This window comes from Rhodoferax sediminis, assembly GCF_006970865.1.
Lineage (GTDB): Bacteria > Pseudomonadota > Gammaproteobacteria > Burkholderiales > Burkholderiaceae_C > Rhodoferax_A > Rhodoferax_A sediminis.
In genome coordinates, this window is record NZ_CP035503.1 from 1,701,453 (window position 1) to 1,727,913 (window position 26,461).

Consider the following 26,461-nt stretch of genomic DNA (forward strand, 5'->3'; position numbering starts at 1 on the left):
CTCAAATGAATGCTCTTCTCCGTATTGCTGCGGCTGCCGTGATGGCCGGCGGGCTGACCGTCACTGCCTGGGCCACCGATTTGAAGGTCGGCTTTATCACCTCCATGTCGGGGCCGGTGTCGTCGCTCGGCATCCCCTATGCCAAGGGCATTCAGGCCGCAGCAGCCTACCAGCCCGAAGTCGCCGGACATAAGGTCCAGCTGATCCAGCTCGACGACGCATCCGATCCGTCGACGGCGGCGCGCAATGCACGCAAGCTGGTCAGCGAGGACAAGGTCGACGTCATCATCGGCACGGCCGGCTCACCGGGGGCGCTGGCGATCGCCGCCGTAGCGCGCGAAACCAAGACGCCGCTGATCTCGATCGCCAATGCCAGCCTGCCCGGTGAAGACGGTGCGTGGATGATCACCGTTCCGCAGCCGGCGCCGCTGATGATCGGCGCCGTGGTCGAGCATATGAAGAAGGCGGGCATCAAAACGGTCGGCTACATTGGCTTCTCCGACGCCTGGGGTGATCTGGTTTACGACTCGTTGATGAAGGCAGCCGCGGCGGCGGGCATCAAGGTGTTGACCAATGAGCGCTATGCACGCTCCGACCAGTCGGTCACCGGTCAGGTGCTGAAGATCGTCGCGGCGCACCCCGACGCCGTGATCACCGGCGGCTCGGGTACGCCGGGTGCGCTGCCCTATCTGGCGCTCGCCGAGCGCGGCTACAAGGGCCCGATCTTCGGCACCCACGCCTTGATCAACCCCGACTTCGTGCGCGTCGGCGGCGCCGCGGTGGAAGGCCTGATCGCGCCGACCGGGCCGGTCATCGTCGCCGAGCAGTTGCCTGCCACGAATCCGATCCGCAAGGTTGCTATGGAATTTCGCGGTGCCTACCAGAAGGCCAACGGCGCCGTACCCGCCGACGCGTTCTCGGCCTATTCGTTCGACGCATGGCTGATCTTCGCCGATGCCGCAGCACGTGCGCTGCCCAAGGCCGAACCCGGCACGTCCCAGTTCCGCGTCGCGCTGCATGACGCCATCAACACGACCCACGAGTTGGTCGGCACGCACGGCGTCTACAACTTCAGGCCCGACAGCCGCTACGGCTCCGACGCGCGTTCGGTCGTGATGGTGAAGCTCGAGAAGGGGCAATGGAAATTGATCCCCTGAGCGCGGCCGGGCCTCCCCCCATCGTCTCATCCGACACACGAACCCGAAGGCAACCCCATGAATATCCTCCCTCGCCTCATCGCGACCGCGACTGCCGCGCTCGTACTCGCCGGCCCGGCCTGTGCCGCCGACCTGAAGATCGGCTTCATCAGCTCCATGTCGGGCCCGGTGTCGGGCCTCGGCATCCCGTACGCAAAAGGCATACAGACTGCACTGGCGCGGTACCCGCAAATTGCCGGCCGCAAGGTTCAGCTGATCGCGCTCGATGATGCGTCGGACCCAACGATCGCGGCACGAAACGCACGCAAGCTGGTCACCGAGGACCATGTCGACGTGCTGATCGGCACCTCGGGCGTGCCGGGCGCGATGGCGATCGCCTCGGTTGCCCGTGAATTGAAGACGCCACTGATCTCGCCGACGCCGGTTACCGTGCCGGCCGACGACGGCGGCTGGACCATCACCGTGTCGCAGCCGTTTCCGCTGATGGTGGCGGCGGTGGTTGAGCGCATGAAGGCATCGGGCGTGAAGAGCGTCGCCTACATCGGCTTTTCCGATGCGCTCGGCGATCTCGCCTACGACTCGCTGATCCAGGCCACCGGTCCGGCCGGCATCAAGGTCGTCGCCAACGAACGCTATGCGCGCAGCGACTCGTCGGTTGCCGGCCAGGTGCTGAAGATCATGGCCGCGCGGCCCGACGCGGTGTTTGCCGGCAACTCGGGCTCGCCCGGTGCACTGCCATATCTGGCGCTCGCCGAGCGCGGCTACAAGGGCCAGATCTACGGCTCGCATGGCCTGATCAATGCCGACTTCGTGCGTGTGGCTGGCAGCTCGGCCAACGGGTTGATGGTGCCGAGCGGCCCGGTAATGGTTGCCGACCAGTTGCCGGCCGACAACCCGGTGCGCAAGGTCGCGCTCGAGTTTCGCGAGGCGTACAAGAAGGCCGAAGGCGGGCTACCGGTGGATGCATTCTCTGCCTACACCTACGATGCCTATCTCGTGTTCGCCGACGCCGCAACACGTGCGCTCAAAGGCGGCGCCGAGCCCGGTACGCCGCAGTTCCGCGGCGCGCTGAAGGCCGCCATCGCCACGACGCACGAACTGGTCGGAACGCACGGCATCTACAATTTCAAGCCAAACGATGCCTACGGCCTCGACCAGCGCTCGGCGGTCGTCATCAAGCTCGACAAAGGCCAGTGGAAGCTTGTGCCCTGAGCGCGATGCACCTGCCGCCAACTCTGCCTACCATGACTCGCTTCCGCCGTCGCGCCGACATTGCTGCACTCGTGCAGGACGACCGCGTACACCGCGACGTGTACCTGAACGAGGAGCTGTTTGCGCTCGAACAGCAGCACTTCTTCGCCAACACTTGGAGCTATCTCGGCCACGCGAGCCAGGTGCCGGCCGCAGGCGACTATCTCGCGGTCGAGATCGCCGGCCGCCCGCTGCTGATGGTGCGCCAGGGCGATGGCGGCATCCGCGTGCTCTACAACCGCTGCGCGCACAAGGGCTCGAAACTGGTCAGCGACGACTGTGGCAGCACCGGCAAATTCTTTCGTTGCCCCTACCACGCCTGGACCTACAGGCTCGACGGCGCACCGCTGGCGATCCCGCTCAAGAGTGGCTACGAAGGCACGCGACTGAAGGACTGCGAGTCAGGACGGGGGATGGTCGCGCTGAAGCATGTTGTGGCCTATCGCGACTTCGTGTTCGTGAAAATTGGCGATGCCGGACCGGATTTCGAGAGCTATTTCGGCGACGCACTTGGCGCGATCGACAACCTCGTTGACCGTTCCCCGGTGGGCCGGCTGCGCATCGAGGGCGGGGTGCTGCGCAACGTCATCCATTGCAACTGGAAGATGTATCTGGAGAATATCAACGACACGGTACACCCGATGTCTACCCACGAGTCGGCCACGCAGGCGGCCAACGCCCTGTGGCAGGGCCAGCCGGCCGACGCACCCAAACCGATGGCAATGGAGCAGATCCTGCCGTTTGGCGCAGGCTACGACTTTTTCGACCGCATGGGTGGCCGCATCTATCCAAACGGACACAGCGTGCTCGGTATCAATTTCAGCATTCACTCGGGCTACGCGCAAATGCGCGACTACGAGCAGGCGCTGAGCGATGCGCACGGGGTCGAGCGCGCGGCCGAGATTTTGCAGCGCTCGCCGCAGAATTCGGTGTGCTTCCCGAGCCTTGCACTTAAGGGCTCGCCGCAGGCGTTCCGCGTGATCCGCCCGCTCGCGGCTGATCGCACGCTGATTGAAGCCTGGAGCCTGCGTGTCGAGGGCGCGCCGGCGCTGTTGTTCGAGCGTTCGATGACCTACAACCGGCTGGTGTTTTCGCCGATGTCGGTGGTTGCGCATGACGACGTTCACCTGTTCGAGAACATGCAGGAAGGCCTGCGCGGCGAAGGCAACGACTGGGTCAGCCTGCACCGTGGTTTCGATCCAGCCGAGTTCGGGCAGACGACGCTTGAGGTCAACGGTACCAATGAGATTCTGATGCGCAACCAGTTCCGCGCCTGGGTGAAATTCATGACACTGTCGATGCAGGACTGATGCCATGGATGCCCAGACCGAACGCCGCCTGTTCGACTTCATTGCCCATGAGGCGCGCCTGCTGGACGCGCAACGTTTCGACGAATGGTTGGCACTGTTTGCCGACAACGGCCGCTACTGGGTGCCGCTGCGGGGCGGTGCGCAAGCCGACGACGGCTCGCACAACGCGCTCGCCGACGAAGATCGGCTGCTGCTCGCGCTGCGCATCGAGCGGTTGAAGAGCCCGCGCGCACATTCGCAGCACCCGCCCAGCAGCTGCCAGCACATCCTGCAGCAGCCCGCGCTCGTGCATGGCGATGCGCGCACTCCCCACTACGAGCTGCGCACGCCGTTTGTCTATATCGAAGTGCGTGGAGAACGGCAGCTGATGCTGGCCGGCTGCTATCGTCACCGGCTCATCGATCGACCCGGCGGCCTGCGCATTGAACTCAAACGCGTCGATTTGCTGAATCCCGGCGCCACACTGCCGGCGATCCAGCTCTTTCCGTGACGATCCATCCAACCGCAAGACAACCAAAAGGAGACAACCGAGATGAAAAAACTGATCCGATACGCCGCCGTAGCAGCCTGCGCCGCGGCACTCACAACCGGCGCGCTGGCCGCAGACCTGAAGGTGGGTCTGAGCGTGTCGCTGTCGGGGCCGAATTCATCGCTGGGCATTCCGTACGCGAAGGGCATGCAGGCGGCGCTCGCCTACAAGCCGGAGATCAACGGGCACAAGATCCAGTTGATCGTGCTCGACGACGCATCCGATCCAACGACCGCGGGGCGCAATGCCCGCAAGCTGGTGGAGGAGGACAAGGTCGATGTGCTGATGGGCACCTCGGGTGTGCCGGCGGCGATCGCCATGGCCCAGGTGGGACGCGAGGCCAAGACACCGATGATCGGCCTGACGCCGATTGCGCTTGACGCGAAGGAAAACCCGTGGGTGTTCACGGTGGCGCAGCCGACGCAGCTGATGGTCGATGCCGTGGTCGAGCGTATGAAGCGCAACGGCGTCAAGACGGTTGGGTACATCGGCTTCGCCGACGCCTGGGGCGATTTGGTCTATGACGCGATGATGAAAGCCGCGCCGGCCGCCGGCATCAAGGTCGTCAGCAACGAGCGCTATGCGCGCTCTGACCAGTCGGTGACAGGCCAGGTGCTGAAGATCGTTGCGCTGCACCCGGACGCGGTGATGACCGGCGGTGCCGGCACGCCCGGTGCGCTGCCGTTCCTTGCGCTGGCCGAGCGCGGCTATAAGGGTGGCATCTACGGCCAGCACGGGCTTATCAACCCCGACTTCCTGCGCGTTGCGGGCGCGTCCGCGCAAGGCGCCCTGATGCCGACCGGGCCGGTGATTGTCGCCGAGCAGTTGCCCGACAGCTACCCGACGAAGAAGATCGCGCTGGACTTCCGTGCCGTGTTCCAGCGCGTCAACGGCGCGCCGTCGACCGATGCGTTTTCGGCCTATTCGTTCGATGGCTGGCTGGTCTTCGCCGATGCCGCGTCGCGCGCGCTGGCCAAGGCTGAACCCGGCACGCCGGAGTTCCGCGTCGCGTTGCGCGATGCCATCGCGAGCACCCGCGAGGTTGTCGGCACCCACGGCGTCTACAACTTCAAGCCCGGCGATCTCTACGGCGTCGACCAGCGGGCGCGCGTGATCGTCAAGGTAGACAACGGCAAATGGAAGCTCGCCCCTTGATCAACTTGGTTCCTTTGCGACTCGGCAAACAAGGGGGTTCTCAATGACATGGGACGTGGCGCTTATCCTGTCAGTCGATGGACTGGCCAACGGCGCGGTGTACCTGCTGGCCGGGCTTGGTCTGGTGCTGATCTTTTCGGTCACCCGCGTCGTGTTCGTGCCGTTCGGCGATGTCGCGGCATTCGCCGCGCTGAGCCTGGCCGCCTTCGAGACCGGCCGCACGCCGCCGACCATCGGCCTTGTACTGACGCTGGCCATCCTTGCGGTGCTGGCTGAGTTGTGGGGCCTGGCGCGCCGCCGTGACTACGCGCGCATGCCGCGTGCCGTCGTACTCTGGGGGTTGTTGCCGGCGCTTCCGTGCCTGGCCGCGTGGGCCGTCGCCGGCCGCGCGATGCCGGCGGTAGTGAATATCGTCGTGTCGATCGCACTGGTGGTGCCGATCACGCCGCTGATCGCCCGCATCGCGCTGCAGCCAATCGCCGATGCATCGGTGCTGGTGCTGTTGATCGCGTCGCTGGCGCTGCACTTCCTGCTGTCGGGACTCGGGCTGCTGTTCTTTGGCCCCGAGGGCTCGCGCACCAACCCGCTCGCCAGCGGCGCGCTGACATTGGGCAACGGATTTTCGATCAGTGCGCAGACGCTGCTCATGATCGCATCGGCGATCGTGCTGAGTGGCCTTTTTTATCTGATGTTCGAGCGTACGCTGACCGGCAAGGCACTGCGCGCGACGGCGGTCAACCGCGTCGGCGCGCGACTCGTCGGCATTCGCCCGGCACGCACCGCTTCGCTCGCCTATGGTGGCGCGTCGCTGCTGGCCGGCCTGATCGGCGTGCTGATAGCGCCAGTGACGACGATGTACTACGACTCGGGCTTCATCATCGGTTTGAAGGCCTTCGTCGCAGCGATCATCGGTGGGCTGACCAGCTACCCACTGACGGCGGTCGGCGCACTCGCGGTCGGCCTCGTCGAGAGCTTCGCGTCGTTCTGGAGCGGCGCGCTCAAGGATGTGATGGTGTTCGGCCTGTTGATTCCGGTGCTGTTGCTGCGCTCCTTTCTGGTGACGCGTGTCGATGAAGACGAAGAGGAGATCGACCAATGAACCCGCGTTCCCGTTATCTCGCGATGTTGGGCGTCGTGATCGTGGCGTTCGCGATTGCGCCCACACTGCTCAGCAACTTCTCGGTCTCATTGCTCAACGACATCGGTATCGGCGCGCTCGTCGGCCTGGGCCTGGTGCTGCTGACTGGAATAGGCGGCGCCACCTCCTTTGGTCAGGCGGCCTTCGTCGGCATCGCCGCCTACGCTACTGCCTGGATCACCACCGCGCATGGCGCCTCGCCGTGGCTGGGCCTCCTATTCGCGCTCGTGCTCACCGGCGTCTCGGCGCTCGCCATCGGCCTGCTGACCCTGCGGCTGGGCGGCCATTTTCTGCCGCTGTCGACTATCGCCTGGGGCCTGTCCATCCCCTTGCTGTTTGGCAACGTCGAAGCGTTCGGCCGGCATACCGGTATGTCCAACATCCCGCCGCTCACGCTTGGAGCGTGGTCACTGGTCGATCCGCGTTCAATCTACTACCTGATCTGGACACTGGTCGGATTGGCTTGCCTGTTCAGCTACAACGTGCTGCAGTCGCGTGCCGGCCGCGCCATCCGCAGCCTGCGGGGCGGCTCTACGCTGCTGGCGAGCGTGGGCGCCGACGCGTTTCGCGTGCGCCTCATGCTGTTCGTCATGGCGGCGCTGCTGGCCGGCCTGGCGGGCTGGCTGTACGCGCACATGAACCGTTTTGTCAGCCCATCCCCCTTCGACCTGCGCGCGAGCATCGAGTACCTGTTGATGGTGGTGGCCGGCGGTCTCGGGCAGCTCAGCGGTGCGCTGGTCGGTTCGGCACTGGTGCTCATCATGAAAAATGGGCTGCAGGATCTACTACCTTTGCTGTCGCAGAGTGGTGGGCAGCTGGAGGCGATCGTCTTTGCTGCGTTGTTCATTGTGCTGCTGCAGCAGGCGCGTGGCGGCCTGATGGGTTTCATCACGCGCTGGGCCCGTAGGCGTTTCGCCCCTCCGGTGAGCAACGTGGTCGACCTCGCTCCGGCCGAGCCGTTGCCGCGCCGCAGCTTACCTGCGCGCGGTCAACCGGTGCTGTCCGTGAAGGGCGCGGTCAAGCGCTTCGGCGGACTCGTCGCGGTGAACGATGTGAGCTTCGATGTGGTCGCTGGCGAGATCGTTGGCTTGATTGGCCCCAACGGCGCCGGCAAGTCAACCATGTTCAATCTGCTGACGGGCACGTTGGCGATGACGCAGGGGCGAGTCGAGTTTCTCGGCACGGATATCTCGGGGCTGACGCAGCAGCGCATCGCCCGACTTGGCATGGCTCGCACCTTCCAGCATGTAAAGCTGCGCCCGCACATGAGCCTGCTCGACAACGTGGCGCTCGGCGCCCACGCGCGCGCCGGGGCCGGCCTGATGGCTGCGGGCCTGCGCCTCGACCGGCGCGAGGAAGCACAACTTCTGGCCGAGGCGCGGCACCAGCTCGCGCGTATCGGGCTGGCTGGTCGAGCGCACGAACTGGCTGGTAGCTTGCCGCTGGGCACGCAGCGCATTCTGGAGATCGCGCGTGCCCTGGCGGCGGACCCGGTGCTGCTGGTGCTCGATGAACCGGCGGCCGGCTTGCGGCGACCGGAAAAGCGGGCTCTGGGCGACCTGCTGCGCAAGCTCAGGGAGGAGGGCGTGACCATCCTCATCGTTGAACACGATATGGACTTCGTGATGAAACTCGTGGATCGGCTGGTGGTGATGAACTTTGGCTCCAAGCTCGTGGAGGGCTCACCCGCTGCCGTGCGTGCCGATGAGCGCGTGCAGGCGGCCTATCTGGGCGGCGTTGCGGCGGCGCCAGCGCCGAATGCAGCACCCGCCGGGGCAGCGACCGACGGGAGAATGGCATGAGCACGGCGATGCTGGAGATCGGGGATCTGCATGTCTCGTATGGCCAGGTCGATGCGGTACGCGGCGTTTCTCTATCGCTGCAAGCGGGGCAGATCGTGTCGATAATCGGCCCGAACGGCGCGGGCAAGACGACGCTGCTCGCCGCGGCGATGGGCCTGCTGCCGTCCAAGGGCCGTTTGCGCTTCGCGGGCGAGGATCTGCACGGGCTCGACGTGGAGTCGCGTGTCGAGCGTGGCCTGTGCCTGGTGCCCGAGACGCGCGAGCTGTTCGGCGAGTTGACGGTGCTCGACAACCTGATGCTCGGCGCCTACACCAAGCGGCTTTCCCGCGTCACGCTGCGCAGCCGTCTCGATGCAGTCTATGGTCGATTCCCCCGCCTGGCCGAGCGGCGCACGCAGCGCGCCGACACCCTGTCGGGTGGCGAACGCCAGATGCTCGCGCTGGGCCGCGCGCTGATGTCGACGCCGCGCCTGCTGATGCTCGATGAGCCCAGTCTCGGCCTCGCGCCACTGATCGTGCAGGAGATTCTTTCCATCGTGCGCGGCCTGCGCAAGGAGGGGGTGTCGATTCTGCTGGTGGAGCAGAACGCCCGCGCAGCGCTGGAGAGCTCGGACCACGGCTACGTGCTGGAGACGGGTGAGATCGCACTCAGCGGCGAATCGGCTTCGCTCGCCAGCGACCCGCGCGTGCAGGCGACTTACCTTGGCGGAGGCACCGATGATGATTGAGGCCGGTGTCGGCGCCATACCCCTGCCCCCGCACGAGCGCACCCTGCCGGCGATGCTGCAGCGGCAGGCACAGCGCGGGGGCGCGCAGCCGCTGCTCACGATCCATGACCTGTCCTGGTCGCACCGTGACACCGCCGATGCGGCAGCGCGGCGCGCGGGAGCGCTGCACGCTGCGGGTGTGGCCCGCGGCGACCGCGTGGCGTTGCTGTGTTCCAACCGGATCGAGTTCCTCGAGACCTTTCTGGGCTGCGGCTGGCTTGGTGCTGTGTCGGTGCCGATCAACACGGCGTCGATGGGGCCGCAGATCGAGTACTACCTGGCCAACAGCGGCGCGCGCCTGCTCGTGATCGAGGCCGGGTTCGTCGCACGCCTGGCTACCGCGGACCTGACGCGCACCGCCCTGCAGGCGATCTGGGTCGTGGGCGATGCGGCAGGCGCCGGATCCGTCGTTGGCGCCGTTCACTGCATCGCCTGGCCGTTGGCGGCGCAGCGAGTCGAGGCCGCCGACGTGAACCCGGGCGATCCGCTCGCCATCCTCTACACCTCGGGCACCACCGGCCCGGCCAAGGGTGTCATCTGCCCGCATGCGCAGTACTACTGGTGGGGCGTCAACAGCGCGCGTGTGCTCGGCGTGCACGAACGCGACGTGCTGTGTACCACCCTGCCGCTGTTCCATATCAACGCGCTCAACACCTTCGCACAGGCCATCGTTGCCGGTTGTCGCGTCGTTTTTGTACCGCGCTTCTCTGCCTCCGGCTTCTGGGCGGCGATGCAGGCGGCCGAGGCGACGGTTGTCTACCTGCTCGGCGCGATGGTGCCCATCCTGCTGGCGCAGCCGGCGGGCGAGGGCGAGCGCACGCACCGTGTGCGTGTGGGCCTGGGCCCCGGCGTGCCAGCGGCCGCGAGCGCGGCGTTCCAGGCGCGTACCGGGGTGGCGCTGCTCGAAGGCTACGGCTCCACCGAGACGAATTTCACCATTGCCACTGCGCCCGATTCGCCGTGTGCCGGGGTCATGGGCTGGCTGGTGCCGGGCTTTCATGCCCGCGTCGCCGATGAAAACGACGTCGAGCTGCCGGCGGGCGAGGCGGGCGAGCTGCTGCTGCGCGCCGACGAGCCCTTTGCCTTTGCGAGCGGCTATTTCGGCATGCCCGACAAGACCGTCGAAGCCTGGCGCAACCTCTGGTTCCATACCGGCGACCGTGTGGTGCGCGACGCAGACGGCGCTTTCCGCTTCATCGACCGCATCAAGGATGCGATCCGCCGGCGCGGTGAGAACATCTCCTCCTACGAGGTCGAGCAGGTGCTGCAGAGCCACCCGGCGGTGGCCAGCGTGGCAGTCTATCCGGTGCGCTCCGAACTGGCTGAGGACGAGGTGATGGCAGCGCTGGTGCTGGCCGACGGACAGCGCGTCGAGCCGGCCGCACTGGTGCGCTTTTGTGAATCGCGGCTACCCTACTTCGCGATCCCGCGCTACATCGACCTCCTTGCCGACCTGCCGCGCACGGAGAACGGCAAGGTGCAGAAGTACAAGCTGCGCGAGCGCGGCGTGACAGCCTCAACCTGGGAGCGTCCAGCCAGCCAGGCGGCGAACCCGCGTGCAGGCGGCGCGCCGCGATGAGCGCGGGCCCGGCGCGGCTGCGCTGTCCCTGACGGACCGCACAGCGTTCGTCACTGGTGCGGCACAAGGCCTGGGCCAGGCCATCGCCCGCGGCCTCGCCGAGGCGGGCGCACCGGTGGCGCTGGCCGATATCGACACCGGTGAGGTGCAAAGTGCCGCCGAGACCCTGCGCCGCGCCGGCCATGAGGCGATTGCACTGCCGCTCGACGTGCGCGACGAGGCCTAGTCCTCGAATTGGCCCCCTCACGAATGCAGAGTCTTACCGGATTCAAATGGATAACTTCTATAGCATTGAATGCAAACTAGCATGAGCGCTGCGGCGCAGTGAAAGCCCGCGTGGCCCTCGTCCGCGTCAGGTTCGTTCGGTTCCAAGTTGTACGGGATCAACCATTCCATCTGAGCACCTCTCATGCTGTTAAATGGTCGCAGTTGAGAGAGTTTCAGTCTGCCACCTCCGGCAGGGACGAGTGACCAGGGCGCTCCTTTTCCCAATTTTGCCGTTTACCACTTTGTTGATCTGAATAATTGGTGGCTCCTTCGGGATGTCTCTTCAGCCGATGAATAGCGGCTCCGGGTCCGTCCGGCCGGTAGTCGTAGATTTGCACGCCTTTCAACTGCCACTAACAGTGACTTTGATATTCCCCAGGATCTCCCTGCAAGTTGGAAATTAATTCCCTGATACCGTCAGAAAAATTCCCTGTTAATCTTTCCGATGTTTCACGGGCAACGTGGTCTTATCCGCATCAGGCCTGGGTTGTGGGGCGGAAGGGGCGAGGCCGTTCGGCCCAAGAGTGCATGAATTCCCTGTTAATTTCCCTGTTACAGGGGAATATCCGCCGGAGACGGGTTCGCCCGAGACTGCGTCCACCGCCAGTACAAAAAGCCACCTTCGGGTGGCTTTTTCGTAGTTGAGCAACTCAATGGAAGTCGGCAAGGGCCTCGCCCGCAATCAACGGCAGGCGAGACGAGTTCGCGGCGCGGGCCGGGCCATATTCCATGATGCGGGCCACCTCGTCCGCCGCATCGCTACCGTACCGCAGGCCGATCAGGTAAAGGGTGGTGTCGATGCAAAGGGCAACCCCACCGCCCGTGACGACCCGCCCGTTGTCAACAAGCAGGGCATGCGTTGTCGAGATACCCGGATAAGTCTTCTTCAACTCATCCATTGGTGAAGTCTCGGGTGGAACAACGACACACTTCGTTGTCGCTACGAGGCCGTCAAGCGCGTTGGCGGCAGCAAGAATCATGGCGCCGGTACAGAGGGAGGAAAGCATCGCGGTTGGCGCCCACCGGCGGATGAAATTGAGGGTCAACGGGTCTTTCGCGGCGTCTCTCCACCCAGGGCCGCCGGGAACCATCAACACGTCGATATCCGCGACTTCTTCAAAGGCCGCATCAGGCAAAACACGCAGGCCGTTAGACAACTCTACTGGCGCCCTGGTTGCCGCGACTGTGCGATAGGAGAGTTGCGGAACAATGCGACGCCCCATCGACATGACACCGATCGCGCCCAAGTCTATTGGCTCGATGCCGTTATACAGAAGGTAAGTCAATTGCATTTTGTTTCCTTGATGGTGAATGCCCCAACCCAAGCTAAGCGTAATCCCTGACTTGTCCAATGGGCAACTATATTCTAATATTTGTACGTCAAGTGATCAAAGCTTGATGTTGGTCAAATCTTAAGGAGACAGTCATGTCCACAGCTTTTTCTGAGCGCCTGCAGGGCCATCTGGAGCCGACCCAAGGTGGTTCCGTTTATGTCAAGCCACAAGACATGGAGTGGCGTCCGTCCCAGTTTGAGGGTATCGACATAAAGGTTTTGTACGAAAACAAACCTGCAGGTGAGCTGACTTGCCTGCTTCGCTGGGCGCCTGGAACGACGCTGCCGTTTCACAAGCACCCTGAAATTGAACAGAGCTGGGTGCTCGAAGGCTCTTTCTCGGACCACGACGGGATTTGCCGAGCCGGAGAGTATGTCTATCGGACACCCGGCTCGATGCACGAGACGTATAGCGCCGAGGGTTGCATCCTGCTTGCCATCTACCGCAAGCCAAACATTTTTCGCAATAGTGCGGGCTACGACGTGGGAAGCAAGAAGCAGGTCAAAACCAGCCACAGTCCTTCTACGTTCTCTGCATCGGACGCGTAGCAGCACATCTCATTGGAATGGTTCAATTTGACGGCGCACAACGTGTTTGAAAATGGTGTCGACCGGGGTTTTTTTGAAGACGGTATTTCGCTTCGATGAGCGCCGGTAGTTATTACTCGGCGCGATTTTGTTCCCTAGCCATATATGGAGACAAAGCATGCGTTCACATTCTGCAATACAAGCTGCTGACAAAGCCGTTTCGATGCGTACCGTAGCGGCAGCAAGTGCCATCGGAACCACCATCGAGTGGTATGACTTCCTCATCTACGCAACTGCTGCATCCCTGGTTCTCAATACTCTTTTCTTTCCTACGCACGACCCCCTGGTAGGAAAGCTTCTCTCCATTGGCACCATTGGTGTGGGTTCTTCGCGCGCCCACTCGGCGCCATTATTTTGAGCCATTTTGGGGAGCGGCTGGGGCGCAAGTCCATGCTGATCCTGACGCTTGTAAGTATGGGGGTAGCGACCATGCTGATTGGCCTGCTGCCGACATACAAAAGCATAGGCATCGCGGCGCCGATCCTTCTGGTGGTGTGTCGGCTTATTCAGGGAATTGCCGTCGGTGGCGAGTGGGGTGGGGCGGTATTGATGGCTATCGAACATGCGCCGCCCAACAAGCGCGGCTTCTATGGAAGCATCGTCCAGATAGGCTTCCCATTGGGCATGGCGCTGGGTACCGCATCGTTCTTTGCGTTAGCCTACCTCAGCGATGAACAGTTCATGTCCTGGGGCTGGAGGATACCTTTCCTGGCAAGCGCAGTGCTGGTCGTGATCGGGACCTTCATCAGGCTGCACATCGAGGAAACACCGGATTTCCAACGCGACTTGCGCGAGGGAAAAATTGAGCGGTTTCCGGTCCTCGAAACCATACGGCGCCACCCCAAAGATCTGCTCATCGGGCTCGGTGCGCGGATTACCGAAATATCGTGGATCTACGTCATTACGATTTTTGGCTTGAGCTACGCCGTGACGAATCTGGGCCTGCCTCGCAGCTTGGTGCTCGGTGCCATCGCCCTTGGTGCCGTGGGGGAGCTGATTACGATCCCTCTGTTCGGTGCGCTTTCCGATCGCGTGGGGCGCCGTCCTATCTATCTGCTTGGCTGTCTTGCCGCCATCGGCTTGTCGTTCCCGATTTTTTGGGCGATCGAAACCCGGGACCCCCTTATGGTGACCTTGGCGTTCGTTATTGGGATGTCAGTGGGACACGGCATCATGTATGGCGTCCAGGCCAGTTTTCTCAGTGAAATGTTTCCGTCCAGCTTGCGCTATAGCGGCTCGTCGCTCGGCTACCAGCTGGCTGCGCCCATCGGGGGTGGCCTGGTTCCGGTCGCTGCGGCCGCAATTGTGGGTGGAACTCACGGCGCGACATGGCCCGTTTCGCTGCTGATGATTGCAATAGCCCTGGTCACAATCGTGGCCGTACTGTACGCAAAAGAAACGGCTCCGCGGGTTGCCAGGGGCCGTGGACTTACAGACCGGTCACCTCGACCAGACGACGAGGTACTGAGTTCGGAGTTAGCACAGCCGGCAGTTCCGCGCGGCTCATAAAATCTGCCCGATTCCTCGGCGGAAAGCAGTTGACGCCCCGCCATTCGAAGGCCATGCGGCGCGGCGCGACGCCGATCCACCACGGTCGGCCATCCGCCGGGTCAGGCGAGATTCTCGCGTGACCCAGCGGGGGAGTACATGATCACCAGTGCCGTAGCGGCACCGGACAGGCTATGCCCCCGATGGGGCATGCGGGAATCGAAGTGGATGGCGTCGCCCGCTTCGAGCAGGTACTTCTCCATTCCCACTTGCCATTCAATTCTGCCGGTCAGCACGTAAAGCAACTCTTCCCCGTCATGCTGAAAGAAGACGAATTTGTCCACTTCGGCAGGAAACGAGAACAGAAAGGGTTGCAGCGCATGCGCCGCAGTGGCGTTGCTCAGGGCGAAATAGTCGTATCCAAACGCACTGCCGCCCAATACGGTTGGGCGCTTTTCATCGTGCCGGACCACGCTCACGCCACGCCACGCGACGCTGACTCCCGGTGCCGATAGCAGACTTGCAGCCTCGATGCCGAGTACCTCGGCGAGCCGGGAGAGCGTCGCGATCGGAGGCACCTTCTTGCCGTTCTCGATTCGAGACAGGTAGCCTTTGTCAAATCCGGCTTGTGCCGCCATTTGTTCGAGTGTGAGACCGGCGGCGCGTCTTCGTCTGCGCAGGCGCCGGCCGAGCTCATTTGAAACGGGGGAGTCACTAGACGCTGTGTCTGCGGGAGGGGATTTGTCGGAGCTGTTGCCAATTGCCATGATTTCATTTTATCGGCATGGCAGGTGCTGACCTTTATCGAGTTGGGCGGCGGTATGCCGTAGTCGCAAGCCATGCGCAGGCATGGCAGTGGACGAATCAGCGTTGGGGTTGGGTAAACCACGAGGCCACGTGTCGGGGTTTCACTGAAAATGAATCCTCTAACCCCCCTTCATATCCTGCAAGGAACCCCATGAATATGAAAACATCTGCGCTGATGACCGCGTTGCTGCTGGTGGCTGGCCTTGGCCAAGCCGCCGCGGCCGATACCCTGGGCAAGATTGCCGAAAGCAACAAGATGACGGTGGCCTACCGCGAATCGTCGGTGCCGTTCAGCTACCTGACGGGATCGACCAAGGCGGTAGGGTTCGCGGTCGACATGACCGAGGCGATTGTCAAAGCGGTCAAGACCAAGCTCAACAAGCCGAACCTGCAGGTGGACTACATGCCGGTGACATCGCAAAACCGCATCCCCCTGCTGGCCAACGGCACCATCGACCTGGAGTGCGGCTCCACCACCAACAACACGGCGCGCGGCAAGGACGTGGCGTTCGCCATCAACCACTTCTACACCGGCACACGGCTGCTGGTGAAGAAATCCTCGGGCGTTAAAAACTACGCCGACCTGGCCGGCAAGACGGTGGCCAGTACGACCGGCACCACCAACGTACAGGTGCTTCGCAAATACAGCGCGGACCACAACCTGGGGATGAACATCCTTCTGGGCAAGGACCATGACGACTCGCTCTTGCTGGTCGAAAACGACCGTGCGCTGGCGTTCGCCATGGACGACGTGCTGCTGTTTGGCCTGAGAGCAAATTCGAAGGATCCGGCCTCGCTGGAAGTGGTGGGCGATTCGCTGCAGGTCGAGCCCTATGCCTGCATGCTGCGCAAGGACGATCCCGCCTTCAAGACGCTGGTCGACGGCGTGATTTCGGGGATGATGAAGTCGGGTGAGTTCGAGAAGCTCTACAACAAGTGGTTCATGTCGCCGATTCCGCCGAAGAACATCAACCTGAACCTGCCGATGAGCCAGCAGTTGCGCGACAACCTCACGGCGCAAAGCGACAAGCCTGCGCTGTAGACGCAGCGCCGCCTTGTGAATCGCTGGACGCGCTCCAGCGGTTGTTCCAGGCTTTTTGAATATCGCGCCGGTCGCGCTTGGTGGGGCGCCCATGCTCGATGCTGTGGGCCGGTTCGCCGGCAAAGCGGCGCTGCTCGGCGGCCAGTGCGCGCAGGCGCAGGCTCTCGACCGTTTCTTCATACAACTGCTGTGCCACCAGCGCGGGCCCGCGCATTCCACTCAAACCCCGGACCACGACGGTGCGCGTGACCAGGCCCTGGCGCATAACGACAGTGTCGTCCAGCCTGACCTCGCGCGCCGGTTTGGCGTCCTGCCCATTGACCTGTACGCGGCCCTTGCCGACCTCATCGGCGGCGAGCGAGCGCGTCTTGTAGAAGCGCGCGGCCCAGAGCCACTTGTCGAGTCGAAGTTTTTCACTCATGGGCCGCCATATTAAGGCAGGCCAACCGTCATGGCGCGCAGTGCCCGCCATCGAGGCGCTAACATCCGCGCATGGAAGACACCGACACCCGGCCGCAGGCCACCGAGGGCGCCGCCACGGCGGGACTGCCGCAGGACGCCGACAGCATCTTGGCGCTCGCTGCGCGCTCGATGTTTCACCTGTTTTCCAGCATCAGCCAGGGCATGTTCCTGGTGGATCGCACCGGGCGGATTGTCTGGGTCAACGAGGGCTACAAGCGCTTTCTGCCGGCACTCGGGTTCTCGTCGGTGGAGCAGTTTGTCGGCCACATGGTCGAGGAAGTGATTCCCAACACGCAAATGCGCCAGGTGCTGGAAACCGGCGAGGCGTACCTGATCGACCTGTTGACCAACCGTGCCGGCACCTTTGTGGTGAGCCGCATCCCGCTGCGCGGCGGCGACGACGAGATCATTGGTGCCATCGGCATCGTGCTGTTCGACCATCCCGAGAACACGCTCAAGCCGCTGATCAGCAAGTTTGCCAGGATGCAGCGTGATCTGGACGATGCGCGCCGCGAACTGGCGACCCAGCGTGTGATCCAGGGCGCGGGTCAGCGTCCGTCCAAGTACACCTTTGCCAATTTCGTGGGCGCAAGTCCGGCGGCCGTGGAGGTCAAGCGCCAGGCCCGGCGTGCCGCCCAGTCGTCCAGCCCGGTGCTGCTGCTGGGCGAGACCGGCACCGGCAAGGAACTGCTGGCGCATGCGGTGCATGCCGCTTCGGCGCGCGCGCGTGGCCCGCTGGTCAGTGTCAACATCGCCGCCGTGCCGGACACCCTGCTCGAGGCCGAGTTTTTTGGCGTGGTACCGGGCGCCTATACCGGCGCCGAGCGCAAGGGGCGCGACGGCAAGTTCAAGCTGGCCGACGGCGGCACGCTGTTCCTGGACGAGATTGGCGACATGCCGCAAAGCCTGCAGGCCAAGCTGTTGCGCGCTTTGCAGGAGGGCGAGATCGAGCCGCTGGGCTCCAACAAGCTGGTGCCGTTCGACGCGCGCGTGATTGCGGCCACCTCGTGCGATCTGGCGACGCTGGTGCGCGAGGGCAGGTTCCGTGAAGACCTGTACTACCGGCTCAATGTGTTGCCTATTCGCGTGCCGCCGCTGCGCGAGCGGCGCGCCGATATCCCCGCGCTGGTCGAGGCGTTGGGCGAAGACATCGGGCTGCGCAATGGCGCGCCGCTGCCCGAAGTGACGCCCGAGGCGCTGGCACTGCTGTCCGCGCAAACCTGGCGCGGCAACATCCGCGAATTGCGCAATGTGCTGGAACAGGCCGCCATGCGCAGCGATTCGCCGCGTATCGACGCGCCCCAGCTGGAGGTGGTGTTGCGCGAGGCCGGCATCGAGAAGATCGCCCCCGTGGCGGCAATGCAGCCAGTGCCGGGACACGAGGCTGCGGCTGCGGCGGGAGACGGTGCCTCGCCTTTGCGCCCGCTGGCGCAGCAGATCGAGGAACTGGAGCGGCAGGCGATCAGCGCCGCACTGGCTGCCAGCGGTGGCAACAAGCTGGCAGCGGCGCGGCTGCTGGGCATCTCCCGCGCAACGCTTTATGACCGTTTGAATCTGATTGTCTGAAAATAATACATATGTATACATAACAGTCAAAATAATTGACTAACGATTGAACAGTGAAGAGCATGACCCATAAAAAGTCTATAAGGATCAATGCATTACGTTTTGGCACAACCTGTGCAATGATGTTGTGGAATCTATTGGCATAAAACAAGGAGACTTCTTCATGCATCGTCGCACCATGGTGGCGCTCACCGCGCTGGCCGCTACCACTTTCGCATCCGTACCGGCCTTCAGCCAGTCCAAGGAAATCCGCATTGCCCATGTCCATAGCATGACGGGCCCGCTCGAGGCCTATGGCAAGCAGACGCAAACCGGCTTCATGATGGGCCTGGATTACGCGACCGGCGGCACCATGATGGTGGCCGGCAAGAAGATCGTCGTGATCGAGAAGGACGACCAGGGCAAGCCGGATCTGGGCAAGTCGCTGCTCGCTGCCGCCTACTCGGACGACAAGGCCGATCTGGCCGTCGGTCCCACCTCGTCGGGCGTGGCGCTGGCCATGCTGCCGGTAGCGGAGGAGTACAAGAAGATCCTGCTGGTCGAGCCGGCCGTGGCCGACTCGATCACGGGCGACAAGTGGAACAAATACATTTTCCGCACCGGCCGCAACAGCTCGCAGGATGCGATCTCCAACGCCGTGGCGCTGGACAAGCCGGGTGTAAGCATCGCCACGCTGGCGCAGGACTATGCCTTTGGCCGCGACGGTGTGAAGGCGTTCAAGGCCGCCATCCACAAGGCGAAGATCGTGCATGAGGAATACCTGCCGGCGAACACCACGGACTTCACTGCCGGGGCCCAGCGCCTGATCGACGCGCTCAAGGACAAGCCGGGCCGCAAGGTGATCTGGATCGTGTGGGCCGGCGCCGGTAACCCGTTCAAGATCGCCGACATGGATCTCAAGCGTTACGGCATCGAGATCGCCACCGGCGGCAACATCCTGCCGGCCATGGCCGCCTACAAGAACTTCCCCGGCATGGAAGGCGCGACCTACTACTACTTCGGTATACCGAAGAACCCGGTCAACGATGCGCTGGTGTCGATGCACTACAAGGAGTTCAAGAGCCCGCCGGACTTTTTCACGGCCGGCGGCTTCTCGGCGGCCATGGCGATCGTCACGGCGCTCAAGAAGACGAACGGCGACACCAACACCAATACGCTGATCAAGACCATGGAAGGCATGAGCTTTGACACGCCCAAGGGGAAGATGACCTTCCGCAAGGAAGACCACCAGGCCATGCAGTCGATGTACCACTTCAAAATCAAGGTCGATCCGGCGTTTGCCTGGGGTGTGCCCGAGCTGGTCCACGAGATCACGCCCGTCGAAATGGATATTCCGATCCTGAACAAGCGCTAAGCCCCGAGCAGATGCTGGAAACGCGCGGGCTCACCATTCGTTTTGGTGGCCACGTCGCGGTCAACGATGTCACGTGCAGCTTTGCACCGGGCACGTTGACTGCCATCGTCGGCCCTAACGGGGCGGGCAAGACCACTTATTTCAATCTGATCTCGGGCCAGCTCAAGGCGACCAGTGGCGCGGTGCTGCTCGATGGGCAGGATCTGTCAGGCATGAACGCCTCGGCGCGCACGCGGGCCGGGCTGGGCCGGGCGTTCCAGCTGACCAACCTGTTTCCGAACCTGACCGTGCTGGAGAATGTGCGGCTCGCCGTGCAGGCCACCCGTGCGGGCCCGCATCATCACGGACTGAACCTGTGGAGCATCTGGAGCGACCACAAGGCGCTGACCCGACGCGCCGAGGAAGTGCTGGAGGCGGTCGCCATGAGCGACAAGGAGCATATGCCGGTGGCCGGTCTGCCGCATGGCGACCAGCGCAAGCTGGAAGTGGCCTTGCTGATGGCGCTGGAGTCCAGCGTGTTCATGTTCGACGAGCCCACGGCCGGCATGAGCGCCGATGAGGCGCCGGTGATCCTGAACCTGATTCGCCAGCTGCGGCTCGACAAGAGCAAGACGATCCTGCTGGTGGAGCACAAGATGGACGTAGTGCGCGAGCTGGCCGACCGCATCATCGTGCTGCATAACGGCACGCTGGTGGCCGATGGCGAACCGGCTGAAGTGATAGCTTCACCGATCGTTCAGGAGGCTTACTTGGGGGTTAACCCCCAAGACGCTTCCGCGCAAGATGTGGCTCCCCCCAACCCGGCCTTCCCCCTCAAGGGGGAAGGGGATCTGCACCATGAGCGCGAATCTTTTGACCCTCTCGGGCGTACACACCCATATCGGCGCGTACCACATCCTGCACGGCGTGGACCTGGTGGTGCCGCGCGGCCAGCTGACCATGCTGCTGGGGCGCAACGGCGCCGGCAAGAGCACCACGCTGCGCACCATCATGGGTTTGTGGCAGGCATCGCAGGGGCGCATCACCTTTGCCGGGCGCGATATCACCGCGCTGGCGACGCCGCAGATTGCCGCGCTCAACATTGCCTATGTGCCCGAGACCATGGGCATTTTTTCCGATCTCACGGTGAAAGAAAACATGCTGCTGGCAGCGCGCAGCGCCAGGCGCGCCAGCCAGATGGACGAAGCGCGCCTCCAATGGATTTTTTCGCTGTTTCCCGCCGTGGAAAAATTCTGGAATCACCCGGCGGGCAAGCTCTCGGGCGGGCAAAAGCAGATGCTCGCGGTGGCGCGTGCCATCGTCGAGCCGCGCGAGCTGCTGATCGTGGACGAGCCCAGCAAAGGCCTGGCGCCGGCCATCATCAACAACATGATCGATGCCTTCGCGCAGCTCAAGGCCAGTGGCGTGACCATTTTGCTGGTGGAGCAGAACATCAACTTCGCCATACAGCTGGGTGACAGCGTCGCCGTGATGGACAACGGGCGCGTGGTCCACAGCGGCACCATGCAGGCGCTGGCCGACGACAAGGTCATGCAACGCTCCTTGCTGGGCTTGGCGCTATGAGCGCGGCACACAACGTGGCAAGCGTGGGAGCACTATGAACCTGGATTTCGACTGGAAACCCCTCGCGCTGGTGCCGCTGCTGGCCGTGCTGATGCTGCCGCTGATCGGTTCTGGCTCGACCTGGCTCACGCTCACGGTCGCGGGGCTGGCCATGGGCATGATCATTTTCATCATCGCCTCGGGGCTGACGCTGGTGTTCGGCCTGATGGACGTGCTCAACTTCGGGCACGGCGTGTTCATCGCGCTCGGCGCCTTTGTGGCGACCAGCGTGCTCGGTGCCATGAGCGACTGGACCGGCTCCCATGAGCTCTGGCGCAATCTGGTGGCGGTGGTGCCCGCCATGCTGATCGCGATGGCGGTTGCGGGTGCCGTGGGACTGGCGTTCGAGCGTTTCATTGTGCAGCCGGTGTATGGCCAGCACCTCAAGCAGATCCTGATCACCATGGGCGGGATGATCATTGGCGAGGAACTCATCAAGGTCATCTGGGGGCCGGCGCAAATTCCACTGCCGCTGCCCGAGGCCATGCGCGGTTCGCTGCTGGCGGGCGATGCCGCCATCGAGAAATTCCGCCTGCTGGCGGTGGTGGTGGGCGTCGCGGTGTTTGCGCTGCTGGCCTGGGTGCTCGGGCGCACCAAGGTCGGCCTGCTGGTGCGTGCGGGTGTGCAGGATCGCGAGATGGTCGAGTCGCTCGGTTACCGCATCAAGCGCCTGTTTGTCGGGGTGTTTGTGGCGGGCAGCGCGCTGGCCGGCCTGGGTGGCGTGATGTGGGGCATGTACCAGCAAAGTGTGGTGCCGCAAATGGGCTCGCAGGTGAACATCCTGATTTTCATTGTCATCATCATCGGCGGCCTGGGCTCCACCGGCGGCGCGCTGATCGGCGCCTTGCTGGTCGGGTTGATGGCCAACTACACCGGCTTTCTGGTGCCGAAGGTGGCGCTGTTCTCCAACATCGCGCTGATGGTGGCCATTTTGCTGTGGCGCCCGCAGGGCGTCTATCCGGTCACCAATCGTTGATCCCGAGGCCGCCATGCTGAACCGACTTCTCTCCAATGACTTCCCGCGCAGCCGCGTGCTCGCGGTGCTGCTCGTGGTGCTGCTCGTGGCGCTGGCGTTCGCACCCTTTATTTTTCCGGGCGTCAAGGCCCTCAACGTGGCCGCCAAGGTCCTGATTTTCACGGTGCTGGTCGCCAGCTTCGACCTGTTGCTGGGCTACACCGGGATTGTGAGTTTTGCCCATACCATGTTCTTCGGTATCGGTGCCTACGGCATTGCAATTTCCGCCAGCCGGCTGGGCCCGACCTGGCAGGCGCTGGCGGTCGGGCTGGTGGGCGCGATGGCGCTGTCGTTTGTGCTGGCGCTGCTTGTGGGGCTGTTTTCGCTGCGCGTCAAGGCGATATTTTTCGCCATGATCACGCTGGCCGTGGCTTCGGCGTTCCTGACATTGGCGTCGCAGCTCTCCGCCTTCACCGGCGGTGAGGACGGCCTGACCTTCAAGCTGCCCGAGCTGCTGTCGCCGAGCTTCGAGTTCATGGACGAGCCGTTCCTCGGAGTGTCGGTCGACGGCCGTTTGCTGAGTTATTACCTGTTGTTCGCGGTGGCCGTGGTGCTGGTGCTGGCGCTGCTGCGCATCGTCAACTCGCCGTTCGGGCGCGTGCTGCAGGCGATTCGCGAGAACGAATTCCGCGCCGAGGCGATCGGCTACCGCGTGGTGGTGTACCGCACCACGTCCAGCGTCCTGTCCGCGCTGTTTGCCACGCTGGCCGGTGCCATGCTGGCGCTCTGGCTGCGCTACAACGGGCCCGATACCTCGCTGTCCTTCGAAATCATGATCGACGTGCTCTTGATCGTGGTGATCGGCGGCATGGGCACGATTTATGGCGCGCTGGTGGGCGCCGCGCTGTTTCTGGTGGCGCAGAGCTACTTGCAGGATCTGCTCAGGCTGGGCAGCGAGGCCGCCTCAAGCCTGCCCTGGCTGTCGACGCTGCTGTCGCCGGACCGCTGGCTTTTGTGGCTGGGCATCCTGTTCGTGCTGTCGATTTACTACTTCCCGGCCGGCGTGGTGGGCCGTTTGCGCGCCATGGGCCATGGAGTCGCAAAGGTGGGGATCAGGACATGACGTTTAGCTCCAATTACCTAACCTGCGCCGGGCGCGAAATCCATTACACCGAATGGGGCGCCCCGCAGGCGCCGGTCGTGATCGCCTGGCACGGACTGGCACGTACCGGACGCGACATGGACGAGCTGGCCGCGCATCTGAGCGCCCGCTACCGCGTGATCTGCCCGGACACGATTGGGCGCGGCCTGAGCCAGTGGAGCCCCGATCCTCAACACGAATATTGCCTCGCGTTCTACGCCCGCATCGCGGCGGATCTGCTGGCGCAGCTTCAGATCCACCAGGCGCACTGGGTCGGCACGTCGATGGGCGGCGCCATTGGCATGGTGTGCGCGTCGGGCCTGTTCGAGCCCGCGCTCAAGGGCTGCATCAAGAGCCTGGTGCTCAACGACACGGCGCCGCAGATTGCCGACGCGGCCATCGAACGCATCAAGTCTTACGCGGGCAGTCCGCCGGCCTTCGCCACCGTGCTCGAACTCGAAGCCTTTTTCCGGCAGGTGTACAAGCCCTACGGCTGGCTCAGCGATGCGCAGTGGCGCCGGCTGACCGAAACCTCGACGCGCCGCCTGTCCGACGGCCGCGTCACGCCGCACTACGACCCCGCCATGGTGCAGCAGTTCACCCAGCATCCGAACGACTACCTGATCTGGGACCACTACGACGCCATCGACATCCCGGTGCTGTGCCTGCGTGGTGCGCATTCCGACCTGGTGCTGCCGGAAACGACAGTGGAGATGCTGCAGCGTGGCCCCGGGCTGCGCGGCTTGACTCAAATCGTGGAAGTGCCTGGTTGCGGCCACGCGCCCGCGCTGAATGTGCCCGACCAACTGAACCGGGTGGCAGCATTCATCGACGCGGCACGCTGAGCCTGGGTTGCTATTGATCTGGTAGCGAGATGGGCTTTGTCTGCGACGGCTGAAGGCGTCTTTCGTGCCTGAATCGCTTGTCTTCGGAACGAAGGTGGGGTTCGACCCCGCGGCACTTGCGTCTGATCAGGAGTTTTCTTGACAATTGCTAAGGAAGCCCACTTTCCATTGAACCGGTGTTCGCCTCCCCCGTCTATATTGGCATGAAGGCGATGGGCGCCTCCATGAACACACGGGAGATCGATATGGATAGGTTGCTGTTTCACAGGTTCAGCGCTGCTTTCCTCACGACTGCATTCGCGGCTTTGCTCGCCGGCCCCGTGCTGGCACAGACGCCCGCGCATACCCATGACGCCGTAAGTCTTCACAAGCTGAGCCTGGACCGGGGTCATCGATGGGCCACCGACGAGGCCTTGCGCAACGGCATGGATCGGATTCGAGGCCTGGTCGAACCGCGCTTGGGCGACACTCACGCCGGCAAGCTCAGCGCCGCGCAGTACCGCGAACTGGCGACCCAGGTCGAGGTCGAGGTTGGGACCATCGTGGCCAACTGCAAGCTCGAACCAAAGGCCGATGCAATGCTGCACCTGGTGATCGCCGACCTCGGCGAAGGCACCGACGCAATGGCCGGCAAGAACCCCAAGCTGAGCCCCGCGCAGGGCATGGCCAAGGTGGCCCTGGCCGTGAATGAATACGGCCGCCACTTCGACCACCCCGGGTTCAAGCCGATCCGCAACGTCCACTGAATCACAGAAAACAAGCCATGAACTACGACATTCCTTTGCTGCTGAAGCACAAACACAGAGCACTGCGGCGGCAGCGCGCTGGCGCGCAGCGGGTTGGCCTGCCATTGGCGGCGGGGTGGTGAAAATGAAGGCCATGCAAACACCCGCGTTCTTCGACACCGTGCCGCGCATCGTGATGCAGGACCTGCTCGCTGAGACCCTGGGCGCCGCGTCTGATGGGGTCATCGAGTACAGCTACCTCGATGCGGTCAAGTTGACAGGGCACTCTTGTCCCACGGTGGCCGGGGCCTACCTGATGACCCTCAACGCCCTGGCCCATCTGTATCCCGACGAGTTACCGCGCCGCGGCGAGTTGCGGGTCGAGCTGCGCCAGCGCATTGACGAAGGTGTTGCCGGCGTAATCGCCAGCGTGGCCGGCCTGGTCACCGGCGCCGCGAACGAAGGCGGCTTCAAGGGCCTGGGCGGCCGTTTCAGCCGGCGCGACCTGCTGCGCTTTGGTATTCCGATGCAAGGTGAGCTTCGCTTCACGCGCCTGGACACCGGGCAGGCTGTCGAGTTGGCCCACCACCCTGTCGCGGTGCCCCGGCCGCCTGCGTTGACCAGCCAGCTGCAGGCAGCTTCGGACCCGGGGGCCGACGCCGCCACGCGCCAGGCTTTCGCTGCAACATGGCAAGGCTGGGTCCGCACGATCCTGCTCGACCACACAAATGACCCGGCGCTGATCACGGTCATGGGTTGATATCGGATGGCCCGCAAGGAGATCGCACCCGAAGTTCTTCTGGCGCGCTTGTCGCTCTTCAAGGAGTTGGACGCCGCGACGCTCGTTCGCTTGACAGCGGGTATCACACGCCGGTCATTGAAGCGCGGGGAGACGCTGTTTCACAAGGGCGATCCTGTCACCGGGATGTATGTCGTCGTGTACGGTGAGGTCCGGTTGATCGCGAGCACTCCGGCGCGTGGCGAGCGCCTTTCGGGCATTGTCGGGCCAGGGCAAAGTTTCGGCGAACCCGTGATGTTTCTCGAACGACCGACGCTCGTCGCAGCCCAGGCAGCTACCGACGCACTGCTGTTGCACTTGTCCAAAAATGCGGTGTTCGCCGAGCTTGAACGCAACCCGAAGTTCGCACGCCGCATGATCGCCGGCCTGAGCAAGCGTATCGAAAGCCTGGTGCGTGAGCTCGACTGCCAGGCCATGGGCAGCGGCACCGAGCGCTTCATCGCCTATCTGCTGCGTCACGACGGGAGCGGGCCGGGTCCGAGCGTGATCACGCTACCGGCCGCCAAGGGAGCAATTGCGTCGCAGTTGAATTTGACGCCCGAGCACTTCTCGCGCATCTTGCGCGAGCTGGCCGACGCCGGGCTGGTGCACGTGAAAGGCCGCATGATCACGGTGCTGGATTTGGATCGGCTTGAACTCGCGGCACGACGGCGTACCGTTAGGATATGACGAGGAGGCTAAGCGCGGGGTGCCCTGGCGTCACAGGCGGGTCAATCGTTGTCAGCGAGCGGCCTCTCGTGACAAGCCAGACATCCGGTTTCGGCGAAATTACCGGCTGGTTTTGGCCGCTGGTAGCGAT

26 protein-coding genes and 1 pseudogene are annotated in these 26,461 nt (G+C 63.6%); 24 read left to right on the plus strand and 3 right to left on the minus strand.

Annotated features, from left to right (window positions below):
- Positions 1 to 5: 5 nt before the first annotated feature.
- From EUB48_RS08170 to EUB48_RS08215, 10 genes are read left to right on the plus strand one after another with little or no spacing between them, the layout of a single operon-like run.
- Entirely contained in the window at positions 6 to 1,157 is a 1,152-nt protein-coding gene (locus tag EUB48_RS08170) for an ABC transporter substrate-binding protein (RefSeq protein WP_142818427.1), read from the plus strand.
- 57 nt (positions 1,158 to 1,214) lie between these two features.
- On the plus strand, positions 1,215 to 2,369 hold the full coding sequence (locus tag EUB48_RS08175) for an ABC transporter substrate-binding protein (RefSeq protein ID WP_142818428.1): 1,155 nt from the start codon (positions 1,215 to 1,217) through the stop codon (positions 2,367 to 2,369).
- A 32-nt stretch (positions 2,370 to 2,401) separates the two neighbouring features.
- Positions 2,402 to 3,718, plus strand: coding sequence for an aromatic ring-hydroxylating dioxygenase subunit alpha (locus tag EUB48_RS08180; protein ID WP_142818429.1), 1,317 nt, complete (start codon positions 2,402 to 2,404; stop codon positions 3,716 to 3,718).
- Positions 3,719 to 3,722: 4 nt separating this feature from the next.
- On the plus strand, positions 3,723 to 4,208 hold the full coding sequence (locus tag EUB48_RS08185) for an aromatic-ring-hydroxylating dioxygenase subunit beta (protein WP_142818430.1): 486 nt from the start codon (positions 3,723 to 3,725) through the stop codon (positions 4,206 to 4,208).
- 42 nt (positions 4,209 to 4,250) lie between these two features.
- Positions 4,251 to 5,402: an ABC transporter substrate-binding protein gene (locus EUB48_RS08190; protein ID WP_142818431.1), complete on the plus strand. Its 1,152-nt coding sequence runs from the start codon at positions 4,251 to 4,253 to the stop codon at positions 5,400 to 5,402.
- A gap of 43 nt (positions 5,403 to 5,445) precedes the next feature.
- A complete protein-coding gene (locus EUB48_RS08195; RefSeq protein WP_142818432.1) occupies positions 5,446 to 6,501 on the plus strand; it encodes a branched-chain amino acid ABC transporter permease in 1,056 nt (351 codons plus the stop codon).
- A 23-nt stretch (positions 6,502 to 6,524) separates the two neighbouring features.
- The gene (locus EUB48_RS08200; RefSeq protein WP_420821448.1) at positions 6,525 to 8,342 is read left to right on the plus strand and encodes a branched-chain amino acid ABC transporter ATP-binding protein/permease; all 1,818 of its coding nucleotides are present in this window, start codon (positions 6,525 to 6,527) and stop codon (positions 8,340 to 8,342) included.
- Complete coding sequence (locus EUB48_RS08205) at positions 8,339 to 9,070, plus strand: ABC transporter ATP-binding protein (RefSeq protein ID WP_142818434.1); 732 nt, start codon at positions 8,339 to 8,341, stop codon at positions 9,068 to 9,070. Before EUB48_RS08200 ends, EUB48_RS08205 begins: the two co-directional genes overlap by 4 nt.
- On the plus strand, positions 9,060 to 10,688 hold the full coding sequence (locus EUB48_RS08210; RefSeq protein ID WP_244618365.1) for an ATP-dependent acyl-CoA ligase: 1,629 nt from the start codon (positions 9,060 to 9,062) through the stop codon (positions 10,686 to 10,688). The genes EUB48_RS08205 and EUB48_RS08210 overlap by 11 nt, the downstream gene beginning before the upstream one ends.
- The gene (locus EUB48_RS08215; protein WP_244618366.1) at positions 10,666 to 10,914 is read left to right on the plus strand and encodes an SDR family NAD(P)-dependent oxidoreductase; all 249 of its coding nucleotides are present in this window, start codon (positions 10,666 to 10,668) and stop codon (positions 10,912 to 10,914) included. Before EUB48_RS08210 ends, EUB48_RS08215 begins: the two co-directional genes overlap by 23 nt.
- A gap of 691 nt (positions 10,915 to 11,605) precedes the next feature.
- On the opposite strand, the gene EUB48_RS08220 is transcribed toward EUB48_RS08215, so the two are convergent.
- The gene (locus tag EUB48_RS08220) at positions 11,606 to 12,247 is read right to left on the minus strand and encodes a DJ-1/PfpI family protein (protein ID WP_142818435.1); all 642 of its coding nucleotides are present in this window, start codon (positions 12,245 to 12,247) and stop codon (positions 11,606 to 11,608) included.
- Between the two features lie 134 nt (positions 12,248 to 12,381).
- On the opposite strand from EUB48_RS08220, the gene EUB48_RS08225 reads away from it, so the two are divergent.
- The 3 genes from EUB48_RS08225 (at position 12,382) to EUB48_RS08230 (ending at position 14,385) form a co-directional block, all read left to right on the plus strand.
- A complete protein-coding gene (locus EUB48_RS08225) occupies positions 12,382 to 12,837 on the plus strand; it encodes a cupin domain-containing protein (RefSeq protein ID WP_142818436.1) in 456 nt (151 codons plus the stop codon).
- 157 nt (positions 12,838 to 12,994) lie between these two features.
- Positions 12,995 to 13,234, plus strand: a complete 240-nt coding sequence (locus tag EUB48_RS21675; RefSeq protein WP_244618367.1) for a hypothetical protein — start codon at positions 12,995 to 12,997, stop codon at positions 13,232 to 13,234.
- Positions 13,231 to 14,385: an MFS transporter gene (locus tag EUB48_RS08230; RefSeq protein ID WP_244618368.1), complete on the plus strand. Its 1,155-nt coding sequence runs from the start codon at positions 13,231 to 13,233 to the stop codon at positions 14,383 to 14,385. Before EUB48_RS21675 ends, EUB48_RS08230 begins: the two co-directional genes overlap by 4 nt.
- Before the next feature lie 101 nt (positions 14,386 to 14,486).
- Here the strand turns inward: EUB48_RS08230 and EUB48_RS08235 are convergent, their stop codons facing one another.
- Entirely contained in the window at positions 14,487 to 15,131 is a 645-nt protein-coding gene (locus EUB48_RS08235; RefSeq protein ID WP_142818437.1) for a helix-turn-helix domain-containing protein, read from the minus strand.
- 197 nt (positions 15,132 to 15,328) lie between these two features.
- Here EUB48_RS08235 and EUB48_RS08240 point away from each other — a divergent pair, with 197 nt between their 5' ends.
- A complete protein-coding gene (locus EUB48_RS08240; protein ID WP_142821158.1) occupies positions 15,329 to 16,213 on the plus strand; it encodes a transporter substrate-binding domain-containing protein in 885 nt (294 codons plus the stop codon).
- Here EUB48_RS08240 and EUB48_RS08245 read toward each other — a convergent pair.
- Positions 16,182 to 16,634, minus strand: coding sequence for an RNA-binding S4 domain-containing protein (locus tag EUB48_RS08245; protein WP_142818438.1), 453 nt, complete (start codon positions 16,632 to 16,634; stop codon positions 16,182 to 16,184). The two genes, EUB48_RS08240 and EUB48_RS08245, sit on opposite strands and share 32 nt — an antisense overlap.
- Before the next feature lie 71 nt (positions 16,635 to 16,705).
- Here EUB48_RS08245 and EUB48_RS08250 point away from each other — a divergent pair, with 71 nt between their 5' ends.
- From EUB48_RS08250 to EUB48_RS08295, 10 genes and pseudogenes are all read left to right on the plus strand, one after another.
- Entirely contained in the window at positions 16,706 to 18,241 is a 1,536-nt protein-coding gene (locus tag EUB48_RS08250; protein ID WP_142818439.1) for a sigma-54 interaction domain-containing protein, read from the plus strand.
- Between the two features lie 163 nt (positions 18,242 to 18,404).
- Positions 18,405 to 19,595: a substrate-binding domain-containing protein gene (locus tag EUB48_RS08255; protein WP_142818440.1), complete on the plus strand. Its 1,191-nt coding sequence runs from the start codon at positions 18,405 to 18,407 to the stop codon at positions 19,593 to 19,595.
- An 11-nt stretch (positions 19,596 to 19,606) separates the two neighbouring features.
- Positions 19,607 to 20,368, plus strand: a pseudogene (locus EUB48_RS08260) (ABC transporter ATP-binding protein); the annotation flags it as partial.
- A gap of 64 nt (positions 20,369 to 20,432) precedes the next feature.
- On the plus strand, positions 20,433 to 21,158 hold the full coding sequence (locus EUB48_RS08265; protein WP_142818441.1) for an ABC transporter ATP-binding protein: 726 nt from the start codon (positions 20,433 to 20,435) through the stop codon (positions 21,156 to 21,158).
- A gap of 34 nt (positions 21,159 to 21,192) precedes the next feature.
- Complete coding sequence (locus tag EUB48_RS08270) at positions 21,193 to 22,173, plus strand: branched-chain amino acid ABC transporter permease (protein ID WP_142818442.1); 981 nt, start codon at positions 21,193 to 21,195, stop codon at positions 22,171 to 22,173.
- Positions 22,174 to 22,186: 13 nt separating this feature from the next.
- A complete protein-coding gene (locus tag EUB48_RS08275) occupies positions 22,187 to 23,275 on the plus strand; it encodes a branched-chain amino acid ABC transporter permease (protein ID WP_142818443.1) in 1,089 nt (362 codons plus the stop codon).
- Entirely contained in the window at positions 23,272 to 24,138 is an 867-nt protein-coding gene (locus tag EUB48_RS08280; protein ID WP_142818444.1) for an alpha/beta fold hydrolase, read from the plus strand. Before EUB48_RS08275 ends, EUB48_RS08280 begins: the two co-directional genes overlap by 4 nt.
- 245 nt (positions 24,139 to 24,383) lie before the next feature.
- On the plus strand, positions 24,384 to 24,884 hold the full coding sequence (locus EUB48_RS08285; RefSeq protein WP_142818445.1) for a hypothetical protein: 501 nt from the start codon (positions 24,384 to 24,386) through the stop codon (positions 24,882 to 24,884).
- Positions 24,885 to 25,017: 133 nt separating this feature from the next.
- A complete protein-coding gene (locus EUB48_RS08290) occupies positions 25,018 to 25,623 on the plus strand; it encodes a hypothetical protein (protein WP_142818446.1) in 606 nt (201 codons plus the stop codon).
- Positions 25,624 to 25,629: 6 nt separating this feature from the next.
- Positions 25,630 to 26,331, plus strand: coding sequence for a Crp/Fnr family transcriptional regulator (locus tag EUB48_RS08295; RefSeq protein ID WP_142818447.1), 702 nt, complete (start codon positions 25,630 to 25,632; stop codon positions 26,329 to 26,331).
- Positions 26,332 to 26,461 lie beyond the last annotated feature (130 nt).

Coding starts and splice junctions, on each gene's coding strand:
- EUB48_RS08290 (WP_142818446.1), top strand. CDS start 25,018: ATGCAAACACCCGCGTTCTTCGACACCGTGCCGCGCATCGTGATGCAG.
- EUB48_RS08285 (WP_142818445.1), top strand. CDS start 24,384: ATGGATAGGTTGCTGTTTCACAGGTTCAGCGCTGCTTTCCTCACGACT.
- EUB48_RS08270 (WP_142818442.1), top strand. CDS start 21,193: ATGAACCTGGATTTCGACTGGAAACCCCTCGCGCTGGTGCCGCTGCTG.
- EUB48_RS08245 (WP_142818438.1), bottom strand. CDS start 16,634: ATGAGTGAAAAACTTCGACTCGACAAGTGGCTCTGGGCCGCGCGCTTC.
- EUB48_RS08205 (WP_142818434.1), top strand. CDS start 8,339: ATGAGCACGGCGATGCTGGAGATCGGGGATCTGCATGTCTCGTATGGC.
- EUB48_RS08280 (WP_142818444.1), top strand. CDS start 23,272: ATGACGTTTAGCTCCAATTACCTAACCTGCGCCGGGCGCGAAATCCAT.
- EUB48_RS08175 (WP_142818428.1), top strand. CDS start 1,215: ATGAATATCCTCCCTCGCCTCATCGCGACCGCGACTGCCGCGCTCGTA.
- EUB48_RS08185 (WP_142818430.1), top strand. CDS start 3,723: ATGGATGCCCAGACCGAACGCCGCCTGTTCGACTTCATTGCCCATGAG.
- EUB48_RS08180 (WP_142818429.1), top strand. CDS start 2,402: ATGACTCGCTTCCGCCGTCGCGCCGACATTGCTGCACTCGTGCAGGAC.
- EUB48_RS08190 (WP_142818431.1), top strand. CDS start 4,251: ATGAAAAAACTGATCCGATACGCCGCCGTAGCAGCCTGCGCCGCGGCA.
- EUB48_RS08240 (WP_142821158.1), top strand. CDS start 15,329: ATGAAAACATCTGCGCTGATGACCGCGTTGCTGCTGGTGGCTGGCCTT.
- EUB48_RS08255 (WP_142818440.1), top strand. CDS start 18,405: ATGCATCGTCGCACCATGGTGGCGCTCACCGCGCTGGCCGCTACCACT.
- EUB48_RS08250 (WP_142818439.1), top strand. CDS start 16,706: ATGGAAGACACCGACACCCGGCCGCAGGCCACCGAGGGCGCCGCCACG.
- EUB48_RS08295 (WP_142818447.1), top strand. CDS start 25,630: ATGGCCCGCAAGGAGATCGCACCCGAAGTTCTTCTGGCGCGCTTGTCG.
- EUB48_RS08220 (WP_142818435.1), bottom strand. CDS start 12,247: ATGCAATTGACTTACCTTCTGTATAACGGCATCGAGCCAATAGACTTG.
- EUB48_RS08200 (WP_420821448.1), top strand. CDS start 6,525: ATGTTGGGCGTCGTGATCGTGGCGTTCGCGATTGCGCCCACACTGCTC.
- EUB48_RS08170 (WP_142818427.1), top strand. CDS start 6: ATGAATGCTCTTCTCCGTATTGCTGCGGCTGCCGTGATGGCCGGCGGG.
- EUB48_RS08195 (WP_142818432.1), top strand. CDS start 5,446: ATGACATGGGACGTGGCGCTTATCCTGTCAGTCGATGGACTGGCCAAC.
- EUB48_RS08235 (WP_142818437.1), bottom strand. CDS start 15,131: ATGGCAATTGGCAACAGCTCCGACAAATCCCCTCCCGCAGACACAGCG.
- EUB48_RS21675 (WP_244618367.1), top strand. CDS start 12,995: ATGCGTTCACATTCTGCAATACAAGCTGCTGACAAAGCCGTTTCGATG.
- EUB48_RS08265 (WP_142818441.1), top strand. CDS start 20,433: ATGAGCGCGAATCTTTTGACCCTCTCGGGCGTACACACCCATATCGGC.
- EUB48_RS08225 (WP_142818436.1), top strand. CDS start 12,382: ATGTCCACAGCTTTTTCTGAGCGCCTGCAGGGCCATCTGGAGCCGACC.
- EUB48_RS08210 (WP_244618365.1), top strand. CDS start 9,060: ATGATGATTGAGGCCGGTGTCGGCGCCATACCCCTGCCCCCGCACGAG.
- EUB48_RS08275 (WP_142818443.1), top strand. CDS start 22,187: ATGCTGAACCGACTTCTCTCCAATGACTTCCCGCGCAGCCGCGTGCTC.